The 12565-nt window shown below is 45.7% G+C and carries 8 protein-coding genes; 4 read left to right on the forward strand and 4 right to left on the reverse strand.

Features of this window, described 5'->3' with window-relative positions; genetic code table 11:
- The first annotated feature begins 197 nt into the window (after positions 1 to 197).
- A complete protein-coding gene (locus tag ABNK31_RS12825) occupies positions 198 to 2369 on the forward strand; it encodes a bifunctional alpha,alpha-trehalose-phosphate synthase (UDP-forming)/trehalose-phosphatase (RefSeq protein ID WP_418892898.1) in 2172 nt (723 codons plus the stop codon).
- A 198-nt stretch (positions 2370 to 2567) separates the two neighbouring features.
- Here ABNK31_RS12825 and ABNK31_RS12830 read toward each other — a convergent pair whose 3' ends face one another.
- The gene (locus tag ABNK31_RS12830) at positions 2568 to 4361 is read right to left on the reverse strand and encodes a glycoside hydrolase family 15 protein (protein ID WP_418892899.1); all 1794 of its coding nucleotides are present in this window, start codon (positions 4359 to 4361) and stop codon (positions 2568 to 2570) included.
- Positions 4362 to 4653: 292 nt separating this feature from the next.
- Between ABNK31_RS12830 and ABNK31_RS12835 the strand changes: the two genes are divergently transcribed.
- Positions 4654 to 6339: a glycogen/starch synthase gene (locus ABNK31_RS12835; protein WP_418892900.1), complete on the forward strand. Its 1686-nt coding sequence runs from the start codon at positions 4654 to 4656 to the stop codon at positions 6337 to 6339.
- Positions 6340 to 6405: 66 nt separating this feature from the next.
- Positions 6406 to 8967, forward strand: coding sequence for an alpha-glucan family phosphorylase (gene glgP / locus ABNK31_RS12840; RefSeq protein WP_418892901.1), 2562 nt, complete (start codon positions 6406 to 6408; stop codon positions 8965 to 8967).
- 126 nt (positions 8968 to 9093) lie between these two features.
- On the opposite strand, the gene ABNK31_RS12845 is transcribed toward glgP, so the two are convergent.
- The 3 genes from ABNK31_RS12845 to ABNK31_RS12855 form a co-directional block, all read right to left on the reverse strand.
- The gene (locus ABNK31_RS12845) at positions 9094 to 9423 is read right to left on the reverse strand and encodes a hypothetical protein (protein WP_418892902.1); all 330 of its coding nucleotides are present in this window, start codon (positions 9421 to 9423) and stop codon (positions 9094 to 9096) included.
- A gap of 2 nt (positions 9424 to 9425) precedes the next feature.
- Positions 9426 to 9716, reverse strand: a complete 291-nt coding sequence (locus ABNK31_RS12850; protein ID WP_418892903.1) for a hypothetical protein — start codon at positions 9714 to 9716, stop codon at positions 9426 to 9428.
- Positions 9717 to 9857: 141 nt separating this feature from the next.
- A complete protein-coding gene (locus tag ABNK31_RS12855; protein ID WP_418892904.1) occupies positions 9858 to 10637 on the reverse strand; it encodes a DUF6261 family protein in 780 nt (259 codons plus the stop codon).
- A gap of 987 nt (positions 10638 to 11624) precedes the next feature.
- Between ABNK31_RS12855 and ABNK31_RS12860 the strand changes: the two genes are divergently transcribed.
- Positions 11625 to 12500 carry a helix-turn-helix domain-containing protein gene (locus ABNK31_RS12860; RefSeq protein WP_418892905.1) on the forward strand — a complete coding sequence of 292 codons (876 nt, stop codon included), beginning with the start codon at positions 11625 to 11627 and terminating at the stop codon, positions 12498 to 12500.
- Positions 12501 to 12565 lie beyond the last annotated feature (65 nt).

The raw sequence follows: 12565 nt of genomic DNA on the forward strand, positions 1-12565 counted from the left end.
AAATACGGAACGGACAAATGAATGCGCCCTTTTTATTATAAATAGAAAAAATCTATCCATCATAAAACACCGCCGATTACAAAAAATATGTTAACTTTTAATCTTTAACGTGATAATAGTGTTATTACAATATCACCGGATAACCGAGAATGTCGCTCCGAGCGACGCCTTCGGTGAAATAATAACAAAAAAACCCAATGAAAATAATTATTATATCAAACCGGCTTCCGGTAAAAATCGAAAAGAAAAACGGGGCTTTCCGCATCAAACGCAGCGAAGGAGGATTGGCTACAGGACTCGGTTCTCTGGAAACCAAAGCGGAGCAATACTGGATCGGCTGGCCCGGCATACATGTAGAAGATGAAAAAGAAAAAGCGGCCATTACCAAGCGGTTGCACAAAATGAATTTTCATCCCGTGTTCCTATCTCCCGAACAGATCGAGAATTATTACGAAGGATACAGTAATAATGTTTTATGGCCATTGTGCCATTACTTTTTTTCCTATATCGAATACAAGGCGGAATACTGGAAAATGTACCAACAGGTGAACGCTCTATTCTGTAGCGAATCGCTTCCTTTTATCGAAGATGATGACATTGTGTGGATACAGGATTATCAATTGATGCTGCTACCCAAAATGATCCGCGACGAAAGAGCCGGCGTGAGTATCGGCTACTTCCATCACATTCCTTTTCCTTCGTACGAACTGTTCCGCGTGCTCCCCGAAAGAGAGGAGGTATTGCAGGGATTGCTCGGAGCGGATCTCATCGGTTTTCACACACACGATTACATGCGCCATTTTATGAGCGCCATCTATCGCGTACTGAATTTAAACAGCGACCTCGATGAAATCAATTTACAAAACAGAGTGGTCCATATCGACGCATTTCCGATGGGCATCAACTACGAAAAATATCACCAGGCGCCGACTCTTCCGGCCGTGGAAAAGAAAACCAATTCCCTGAAACGCAAACTCGGCAATCAAACGAATATCCTTTCGGTAGACCGCTTAGACTACAGCAAAGGTATTCTGCACCGTGTGAACGGGTTTGCCCAATTTCTGGAAGAACATCCGGAGTATCACGAAAAAGTATCGCTGGCGATGATTGTAGTCCCCTCACGCGATACCGTCGACCGGTATGCCGAACTAAAGACGAGTATCGATCAAGCCATCGGCAGCATCAATGGCCGCTATTCAAAGCCGGGATGGACGCCGGTTCATTACTTCTACCGCAGTTTTGCGTTTGAAGAGCTTATCGCCCTGTATCATATCGCCCAAATAGCCTTGGTAACCCCTCTCCGCGACGGAATGAACCTCGTCGCCAAAGAATACCTGGCAACAAAACGCGAAGAAGCAGGCGTACTGATATTAAGTGAAATGGCCGGAGCCGCCATCGAACTTTCCGACGCCATCATTATCAATCCCAACGACACCGAACAAATCGCCACGGCCATCGTGCAAGCACTCACGATGCCGGAAGAGGAAAAGCGAAAACGGTTGGATAAAATGCAGACACGCATTTCTACACAAACGGTAAAAAAATGGGCGAATGATTTTGTCACGGAACTCGAAGAAATCAAGATTCTCAATAAGGAAATCGTACAGAAGACGGTACGCTTGCCGCAACTCGAACAAATCAAGGAATGTTATGATCAATCCACATCCCGCCTGTTGATGCTCGATTATGACGGTACGCTCGCCCCATTCGTGAAGAATCCCGAAGATGCGGCGCCATCGCCGGAGTTATTGAAAGTGGTGAAAGAAATGACCGCCGATACAAAAAACACTGTCGTCATTAACAGTGGGCGCAATCACTCCATTCTCGATAAATGGTTCGCAGGAATCGATTTGGACTTTGCAGCGGAACACGGCGCCTTTTACAAAGAGAACGGAAAATGGCATGAAACCATTCGGAGAAAAGAGTTGTGGGATGACGAAATAATGAATATCATGCGCCATACGATCGATAAAACACCCCGCTCGCACATGGAAATCAAGGAGACTTCGCTGGTATGGCACTACCGGAACGTCGACATGTGGCTGGCCGAATTACGCCAAAAGCAACTCATCAATGCCTTGATCGGACCTTGCTCGCGACTCAACCTGCAAATCGTTCCGGGTAATAAAATCGTCGAAATAAAACCGTCGGAATATAACAAAGGAAGCGAAATCCAGCGGCGCCTAAACAAAAACACCTATGATTTTGTCTTGGCTATCGGCGATGACACCACGGATGAAGATATGTTTCGGGCGTTGCCCCCTGATGGCATCAGCATTAAAGTCGGCAACTTCTCCACGGTCGCCCATTACCGGATTCCGGCACAAGCTGGGGTACTCCCATTTCTGGAGAAATTGATAAAAGATTGAGGAGGATTGAAAAAGATTGAGGGAAGACTGATAAAGATTGATAAAGATTGCCCTTGTTCCCTTCGACTATCGGCGTTAGCCATTATCACGCACAGCGTTTATCGCCGAAGGCCCTATCGAGCGAAATATCCCAATCTCCATTCTCCAACCTCCAATCTCCATTCTCCATTCACCAACCTCCAATCACCAACCTCCATCTTACGGCTGTATAAATTTCGACAACTGTTTTTCTTCGGAAAACAACACGGCGGTGTTGATAAATGCCAGATGCGAATAAGCCTGAGGGAAATTGCCAAGCTGGCGTTTGGTTTCGAAATCCAAATCCTCGCTGTAAAGGCCCACATGATTCGAATAAGAAATCAACGATTCGAAAATCTCTTTCGCCTGTTCGCGTTCGCCGATGACATAAAGCGCTTCGACCAGCCAAAACGTACAAATCGTGAACGCCGAAGAGGGTTTTCCGAAATCGTCTTCGGCTTTATACCGATACATCAACCCGTTATGAAACAAGTTTTCCTGAATGACCTTGACGGTGCTCACGTAGCGCTCATCGGAAGCTTCGATAAAACCATAGAATTCCATGAGCAACAAGGACGAATCGCAATCGGCATTTTCATAAGCCTGCGTAAAGCAGTGCATTTCTTCGTTCCACCCTTTTTCATGGACATCCTTTTTAATAAGATCGGCTTGTGCGCGCCATTTTTCGGCATAGAAATCCTTGTTGAGCAACTCGGCAATACGCGATGCCCTGTCGACCGCCACCCAACTCATCACCTTCGAGAACACGAAATTCAATTCCCTTGTACGGAACTCCCAAATACCTTGATCGGCCTTTTGCCATACGCGTAATACCATCCGCACCATATTTTTCACAATTTCCCAAATCTCCTCCACCTCATCGAGCGTGCCGGGAAAGTACAGATAGTATTTATAAATCACGTCGAGCAAATATCCCAGCGAATCATTCTGCACCTGATGGTAAGCCGCATTGCCGATACGCACCGGCCGGGAGTTCTCGTATCCGGCCAAATGAGGCAAGACCTCCTCGGTGAGCTCGCGTTCGCCGCGGATACCGTACATGATTTGAAAGACATCGTCGCGCGACTTCAATATGCGTTTTACAAAGCCGATGAACCGTGCCGCCGTATTCTTATGCTTCATAAACAACAACGTATCGATGGACATGGAGGCATCGCGCAGCCAACAAAAGCGATAGTCCCAATTGCGTGTTTCGCCGATACTCTCGGGAAGGCTGGTGGTCACGGCCGCCAGCATAGCGCCACTGTTTTGGTACGACATCAACTTTAATATCAACAAGCTGCGTTTAATCATTTCGCTGTATTGCGTATACTCCCGAGAACGGTTGATCCAGTTGAGCCAGTAGACCTTCGTGCGCTCGTAATCCAGCAGGACGCGATTGTTGTCGATGGTGACCAACTTTTGGTTGTAGGAAAGCACAAAAAACTGATGGTCGGTAAGGGTGAACTCTTCGCCGCTAAGCACCCGGTTAAAATCGACACTGGTATACATATATATCTTATCTTCGGAGTCCTCCACGGAGTACGTTTTGATGTAGGTCTCGAAGACATCGTGCTTCACCGCTTCGCGCGCATAATTGATTTTGGGATCGTACAAGATGCGCACCTTCGGGGCTCCACGGGTCACCCGGATATAACGATGTATTTCGGGAGGCATATAATGTTTCTCTTCGTTGGTACGGTAACGGGGCATATAGTCAAAGACGGTGAAAGCGCCTTCGGGAGCCTCGAAGCGCGTGGTAAGGATATTGGTGTTTCCCAAATAGGTTTGCGTAATGGTATAAGCCTCAGACACGCCGAAAGCGAAGCAGCCCCCGTTTTCTTCGTCGAGAAGTTTGGTAAAGACCGACGGCGAATCAAAATCGGGCAGGCAAAGCCAATCGAGGCTTCCTTCTTTCGATATCAATGCCGCTGTCCGGCAGTTACCGATGATACCATAATCGAGATTTTTCATTTGACTGTTCATTTTAATTATTTTGTACAACGGTTGCAAAGATACGTATTCCGTTCCGTAGACACAAGAAAAGGGCTGGAAAGCGGTCTTCAGTCACCGGGATAGAGTCTAAGGCCTAAGGTTTAAAGTCTAAAGTCTTTATTACCGGGTCTTTCGGCACTCAACCTTTCATTTGTCATTTGTAATTTGTCATTTGTAATTTGTAATTTGTAATTGGAATTATCTTCCTCTTTGCTCTTTCTTCTTTTAATTCGTATCTTTGCACTCCACATAGAAGAAATGATTTATGCAAATGGATACAAACCCTACTCCCGATTACATTTTCGAGACCAGTTGGGAAGTATGTAATAAAGTGGGTGGTATATACACTGTTTTATCGACAAGAGCGAATTCACTCCAAAAGCTATACAAAGACCGTTTATTTTTTATAGGCCCCGACATTTGGGAAGGGCGCGACAATCCGTGGTTTCAAGCCGATAACACACTCTATCCCGCCTGGATCGAGTACGCGAAAATCCATCAAGGGCTCGAGATTCGCACCGGCAGATGGAATGTTCCCGGACAACCGATCGTATTTCTGGTCAAGTTCAACCGGTTTTTCGAGCAAAGGAATAAGATATACAGCGATATGTGGGTGGATTTCGGTGTCGATTCGATGCCGGCTTACGGCGACTATCACGATTCGTCGATGTTTGCTTACGCCACCGGCCTCGTTATCGAAAGTTTCTACCGCTACCATCAACTCGAACCGTATCATGTGATTGCCCACTTCAACGAATGGATGTTGGGCATGGGAGCGCTGTACATTAAGAAAAACGTGCCGAAGATCGCCACGGTTTTCACCACGCACGCCACCTCCATCGGACGGTCGATTGCCGGAAACAACCTCCCCCTTTACAACTATTTGAAAACGTATAACGGCGACCAGATGGCCCGCCAACTAAATATGACTTCCAAGCACTCCATCGAGAAGAAAGCCGCACAGAATGTCGACTGTTTCACGACGGTGAGCGATATCACGGCGCAGGAATGCGCCCAGTTTCTGGAACGACAGCCCGATGTGGTCACTCCTAACGGCTTTGAGAAAGGGTTCATCCCTAAAGGGAATGCCCACCGCCTTGCCCGGAAGAACGCCCGCAAAATACTGCTCGGCGTGGCCGAAAAGCTTTTGGGATATGCGCCCGATACGGATGCTCTGCTGGTAGGCACGAGCGGTCGATATGAATACAAAAACAAAGGTATCGACGCGTTTATCGAAGCCATGAACATGCTGCGCAAAACGCCTCAACTGAGCAAAGACATTATTGCGTTTATTATGGTACCCGCTTGGATAAAAGGTGCGCGGGAAGATTTGCGACGCCGTATAAAAGGAGAAATGCCGTCCCGGAGAGCCTCTCACCCCGGCGACCGCTTTATCACGCACGAATTGCATCAACCCGACAAGGATATGGTGATGCAACAGATCCGCTCATCGGGCTTCACGAATGAAGAAAACAACCGGGTCAAAATCATCTTTATTCCTTCGTACCTGAACGGAAACGACGGCATATTCGATGTGCCCTATTACGATCTGCTCATCGGGCTCGACTTATCGGTATTTCCTTCGTATTACGAGCCTTGGGGATATACCCCTCACGAAAGCGTGGCTTTTTCCATCCCGACGATCACGACGACTCTGGCCGGTTTCGGTTTGTGGGCTAAGAAACAAGGCGATAAAGAAGGTATGGACGACGGCATTGAAGTGATCGGCCGCGACGACAGTAACTTTCAGGAAGTCGCCAAAGAAATAGCCACCCTTGTCTTCGACTTCTCGTTGAAAAGCGTGGAACAAATCAATGTGCTGCGGCAAAAAGCATCGAAATTATCCGATAAAGGGGACTGGCAACACTTCATCGTGTATTATGAGGAAGCTTATCGCAAAGCGTTGCATAATTCTTTTATTCGATTGTCGAAACCTTATAAACTTAACGCCGATTAAGTTGTTATATTTGTCGTGAAAAGACAAAAACCTTTAGACATTAGACATTAAGACAATATAAATACAATGATCATCAAATCAAGTTATTCAAATACGCCTGTATGGCGAGATATTCATGTTCATGCTATCCTTCCGCAAGAGTTGCGTCCGTTAGAAGAAATCGCTCATAATTTATGGTGGGTATGGAACGAACAAGCCAAAGACCTGTTTGAAGATATCGATCCGAAGGGATGGGATAAGAGCAACCGCAATCCGGTTATCCTCCTGCAAAACCTGCAATCGGAACGAACCGAGGAAATCGTAAAAGATGCGGAATTGATGGACCGGATACACCGGACATACGATGCCTATCATGCGTACATGCAGGTTCCGCACAACAGCAACCGCCCCAGCATCGCCTACTTCAGCATGGAATACGGCTTGGCGAACATCTTGAAGATTTATTCGGGAGGATTGGGCATTTTAGCCGGCGACTACCTCAAAGAGGCCAGTGACAGCAACGTGAATATGACCGCCGTCGGATTCTTATACCGCTACGGTTATTTCACCCAAAGCCTTTCGGTGGACGGACAACAAATCGCCAACTACGAAGCGCAGAACTTCGGCAATTTGCCTATCCGCCAGGTGAACGACGAAAACGGCCAGCCGCTGATTCTGGAAGTGCCTTTTCACGACCGCATCATCTACTCGAACGTATGGAAAGTAGCCGTAGGACGCATCAACTTGTTTTTGATGGACACCGACTTCGAACGCAACAGCGAATATGACCGATCCATCACTCATCAATTGTATGGCGGTGACTGGGAAAACCGCATGAAGCAGGAGCTCCTGCTCGGCGTAGGCGGCATTCTGTTGCTCAACAAACTGGGTATTAAAAAAGATGTCTACCACATGAACGAAGGACATGCCGCCTTTATCAGCGTGCAGCGGTTGCTCGACTATGTGGAAAGCGGCCTGAACTTCAATGTGGCGCTCGAACTGGTACGCGCGTCTTCGCTCTATACGGTGCACACTCCCGTACCGGCGGGCCACGATTATTTCGACGAGCCGCTGATCGCCAAATATATGAAACCTATCATCGGAAAGATCGGCATCCCCTGGCAACAGTTCATGGACATGGGGCGCGAAAATCCGGGCAGCAACGAAAAGTTCTCCATGAGTGTATTCGCCCTGAATACCGCGCAGGAAGCCAACGGGGTAAGCGAACTCCACGGGAAAGTATCGAAGGAAATGTTCCGGCCCGTGTGGAAGGGCTACTTCCCCGAAGAGTTGCATGTGGGATATGTTACGAACGGCGTCCATCTACCTTCGTGGGCAACATCGTCGATGAAAGCTTTTTATGAAAAGCATTTCGGCCCGAAGTTTTATGAAGATGAAGGGAACTTCGACCTTTGGAAAAAGATTTATCAGGTGAGCGACGATGAGATATGGAAACAACGCATGCACCTGAAAAAGAAACTGGTCGATTATATACGCGAGGAGTTTAAAGAAGGATGGCTGAAGAACCAGGCCGACCCGGCCCGTATTGTGAATATGCTGGAGGAAATCGATTCCAACGCGCTGCTGATTGGTTTTTCGCGCCGTTTTGCCACTTACAAGCGGGCACACCTGCTGTTTACCGACCTCGACCGACTTTCGCGCATCGTCAACAACCCGAAGCATCCGGTGCAGTTCATCTTTGCCGGAAAAGCGCACCCGGCCGACGGCGGCGGACAGGGACTGATCAAGCAGATTGTGGAGATTTCGCGCCGCCCCGAATTCCTGGGAAAAATCATCTTCCTCGAAAATTATGATATGCAGTTGGCCAAACGCCTGATTTCGGGGGTCGACATCTGGTTGAACACCCCTACACGCTTGCAGGAAGCTTCGGGTACGTCGGGCGAAAAGGCGGAAATGAACGGGGTGCTCAATTTCTCGGTTCTCGACGGATGGTGGTACGAAGGTTACAAAGAAGGTGCCGGATGGGCGTTGACGGACGAAAAAACGTACGACAATACGGCGTTTCAAGACGAACTCGATGCATCGACCATCTACTCATTGCTCGAAAACGAAATTATCCCGCTGTACTATGCTCACAACAGCAACGGCTACTCGCCCGAGTGGGTGCAATATATCAAAAAGTCCATCGCCGAAATCGCGCCGCACTTTACCACGCGCCGCATGATGGACGATTATTTCGCCCGCTTCTACCACAAGCTGGCCGACCGTTCGAAGACATTGCACGAAAACAATTTCGCCAAAGCCAAAGAAATCGTGGCCTGGAAAGAAGATATGGCCTCGAAATGGGACAAATTCGAAGTGGTGAAACTCGATTTCAACCCGAATCAACAGGTTGACTTCAACGACACCAACACACAGACTTACGGCACGGTGGTTATCGACAAAAAAGATATGGCGGGCACACTCGGCCTGGAATGCGTAGTGGTAAGCAGCGACACGACAGGGAAGATCGAGTTTTTGGAGAAGTATGAATTCGATTTGGTGAAAACCGAAGGTTCCCTGCTTTATTTCGAAACGCATAAGGCGCTCAACGACCCGGGTACGCATCAATACGGACTACGGGTATATGCCAAAAATCCCGACCTGCCGCACCGCATGGATTTTGCATACATGAGGTGGATCGGATAAGGGAAGGGATTGAATGAAGATTGACGCCGAATGACGGAATGATTTTTCGCCATTCGGCGGATTTTTTCAATTAAATGTATCCGGGTCTGAATAATTTATCGTCTATCACTATCGGAACATACGGTGTTATAAATATTGAGCAATCATATGATTATTATTTATATATCGTACAAAATAAACGATTTCTCCATTATGACGGAAGATATTAAAAAAGGCATACCAAGCAGTGTTTTTATTCCGTTTAAACAGGACATAATACATCCCCTCTCCAAATTTATTGAAATAGTCAGGGGCAATCTTCGCGGTTTGATAAGGCAATTCATTTTTAATCGCTTCAAATAATTCATCAGTGTATTTAATAGCCGCTTCTTCAAAACCAAAATACTCTTTATCATACAGGACATTGGATAGTTCGAGAAGATAATCTACAACCTCCGGCAGTATTACCACTTTCATCTTTATATGTTTTCTCCTTCTCGTTTTTCCTTAAATATTTTTCTAAGTCCTTTTTGAACTCTTCCCTTAGCTTCATCTACGGATATAGCCCGGTGAAAATCTGTCGGAACCTCTTCTGATATTTCAATTCCCCGAATATGATAAAGGCGATCGATTGCGTCCATTTCAGCATCGGAGATCCCAATTTCATTGTCTTCGATATGGCTGGTAAAATGGATGCGCATCTCTTTTAACATTAATTTCACTAAGTTGCTCTGCCTTTCATTTCCGGGTGTAATTATTATTGTTTCCATATTCGCTTGTCTTTATTTTTGGTAAATATATGCGATATTTTTCTTTTATCCAATACCCGTAACGATATTTATGACTATAGCGGGTCGCCTTCGATGGAGATAATCAACAGAGGGGTTATACTTAGGATACTTTGCGGACAATCATATTATTTTGTTTCCTCCTGTTTTAGGAATCAGTTTTTTCGGTTTGTCGTCTTCGCCTTTCTGTCCTTCGCGATGCGAGAGTAATTCGTGGTACCGTTTGCGGACAACATTGACGGCGGTGAGCAGCTTATCCCATTCGGCATTGTCGGAATAGGCGTTGGCCAACGTGTAGATATAGTTGAACAACGTTTTATTGGCATTCTGAAGTTTGCGGCGCAATTCTTTGCCTTCGGAGGTTTCCTCAACGGCTTTCAGGGCGCGGCTGTCTTCTTCGCTCGCACGGTAGCCATTGTTGGTGTTGCTTATGCCGTCAAGCTCGGGCGTCATCGTCAAGGTGACAATGGCCGAAGCATAGGGTTCCTTGGCGCTGTCGTTCAAAAAATTATCGGTCGCGTTGGTTTGATTCTTCGGGTTCAAGTGCGGAATGTCGCGATGGAGGCGCCATAGCGGGAATAAATTATTGTAGGCAGCTCGTTTAGCCGGGTCCTCGTCGAACTCGTAATAGTGTAACTTACGTCCGAACCGGCTGAAAGCCCGGTCACGGAGGCGGTCTTTCTGTTGCAGAATTTCCGTGTACGGATCTTTATCGGGATTGCGCGTAGCGACTTCAAACGGATCGACGTTATCTTTTACATCCTTCACATAGCGTTGAAGGGGGATATCGGTGGTAAGAAGTTCCACACCGGATTTTTCGATATCGGTTACCGTTTCGCGCGATAAACCGACCAGCTCCATCTGTTGGAGTTTTGTCTGAGAAAGGGTTTGTAATGCTTTCATTTTCGAGAAAATTAATACTACATCAATTCAATTTTACTAAAAAACAAAATTTTTGAGGATGTTTCATTCATTCTCATGCTTTCAAAAAGGGTTGGCGGGGGATAAAAACAGTTTTAAGAGCCGTCAAATCGGTTTTTCGGAATTCAAAAGTACTTTTTAAGGTTGAAAAATCGGTTTTTTGAGGTTTGAAAATGCTTTTAGGCTGAAAAAATCGGTTTTTTGACGTCGAAAAGCAGTTTTCCGAACCGTCGTATCGGTTTTTTGGGTCAAAAAGTACTTTCTGAAGGCTTCGTATCGATTTTTCGATATCCAAAAGTACTTTTGATGCTCAGCGGAAGAGTTTGCCGGAGATTTTTCCGTTTATTCCGGACTTTTCCATCTGTATTCCAGAGAGCGTTCTGCAAAATTAAGGCATATTTTGATCAAAAGCAACTAAAAAAACATGTTTTACAACATAAAAAACAGGAAAGGTAAGCATAAACCGCCCTCCAAGATAGAGACATCTAACCGATCATCCACTTTCCCGTTGCAAGAAAAATTGCTAAATCCGATGAGAGGGTTGCCAATACAAAAAGAGGGCTTTGACTGACAAGAATCCAAATGAATTGAGATAAAACAATCGTTACCAATCCTCCTCCATGGCTCGTTAAGGCAATAAGCGTGTTAAGGCAATAAGCATCCAAAACGACGGATCGGCAAATGATGGAGGGCGTCCGGAACTATGCGCCCGCCCTCTCTGACTTTTTCGACAATCCGGAGGCAAAGAAAAATATTCCGGGATATTCTACGGATAATTCTTTTTTTTATACCTTTGAAAACGTATAATCTAAATTTCGGCTTAAGTCCAAACCGAAGGAACCATCAAGAAATAAGCGTTACATTTAGAAGCTGTTCTGAAAACTTTATTTCCTGACGGTTCCGAAACAATACAAAACGCGGAAAGGCGAAATACAGCATATAAACCGATCCGGAAAAACGGCAGAAAAAATGCAAAAAGTATCTATCTCGAACTATTCATTCAAAAAATCTTTGCCTCAGGAATTTCAAATTCTCGAGCTGAAACAACTCTATCGGAACAGCAGCCGCGTGATAACCAAAATACATCGTTCCGAATTTTACCATATCATTTGGTTTCAAAAAGGAAAAACACGCCACATGGTAGATTTCGAGGAAATAGAAATTGAACCGGACACCGTATTATTTCTTAATCAGCATACCATCCACCGGTTTGCACAAGAAGGCGATGCGGAAGGAAAGGTAATCCTGTTTACGGATAATTTTTTTTCCAGATCGCAAGATGATGCCCGGTTTCTACAAAGCAACTTTCTGTTTCAGAATCTATTTTCGGTTTCATACATTAGCCTGTGCCGCCAAAAGAGCACGTTTTCCGATATCATAGACCTCATGATAAATGAATCGAAACAGGAAAACAGCTTTTTCCATTCCGAAATCCTCCGGCATTATTTGCATTGCATTTTGTTGATCGTGGAACGTGAAATGCATACCCGACAGGACATTGAACAGTACAAAAGCAAAGAGGTGGAATATGTGCATCTGTTCAGTGATTTGCTTGAAAAACATTTTCATACGCAAAGGACAGTCCGTTTTTACGCCGGAGAAATAGGAATAACCGTTAAGAGACTCAATCAGGCGACAACCAAAATCATAGGCAAATCGCCAAAAGATATCATCATCAATCGAATTATACTGGAATCCAAAAGGCAATTGGTTTTTTCCAACCGGAATATCAAGGAGATCGCTTACGGGCTGGGATGTAACGAACCTACTAATTTCATTAAATTCTTCAAAAAGCATTGCCGCGCTACCCCCTGCGAGTTCAGGGAAAGGTTTCCTTCAGCCTAAAAGTATCATCTAAAGTATCATAATTACCTTTTCCGGCATTTCAGGGTTCCATAACTTTGCGATAT

The sequence above is a fragment of the Limibacterium fermenti genome (assembly GCF_041902845.1).
Classification (GTDB): domain Bacteria; phylum Bacteroidota; class Bacteroidia; order Bacteroidales; family Dysgonomonadaceae; genus Limibacterium; species Limibacterium fermenti.

Excerpts from the sequence above, each read along its gene's own strand:
- ABNK31_RS12825 (WP_418892898.1), top strand. The coding sequence starts at position 198 with ATGAAAATAATTATTATATCAAACCGGCTTCCGGTAAAAATCGAAAAG.
- ABNK31_RS12830 (WP_418892899.1), bottom strand. The coding sequence starts at position 4,361 with ATGAAAAATCTCGATTATGGTATCATCGGTAACTGCCGGACAGCGGCA.
- ABNK31_RS12835 (WP_418892900.1), top strand. The coding sequence starts at position 4,654 with ATGGATACAAACCCTACTCCCGATTACATTTTCGAGACCAGTTGGGAA.
- glgP (WP_418892901.1), top strand. The coding sequence starts at position 6,406 with ATGATCATCAAATCAAGTTATTCAAATACGCCTGTATGGCGAGATATT.
- ABNK31_RS12845 (WP_418892902.1), bottom strand. The coding sequence starts at position 9,423 with ATGAAAGTGGTAATACTGCCGGAGGTTGTAGATTATCTTCTCGAACTA.
- ABNK31_RS12850 (WP_418892903.1), bottom strand. The coding sequence starts at position 9,716 with ATGGAAACAATAATAATTACACCCGGAAATGAAAGGCAGAGCAACTTA.
- ABNK31_RS12855 (WP_418892904.1), bottom strand. The coding sequence starts at position 10,637 with ATGAAAGCATTACAAACCCTTTCTCAGACAAAACTCCAACAGATGGAG.
- ABNK31_RS12860 (WP_418892905.1), top strand. The coding sequence starts at position 11,625 with ATGCAAAAAGTATCTATCTCGAACTATTCATTCAAAAAATCTTTGCCT.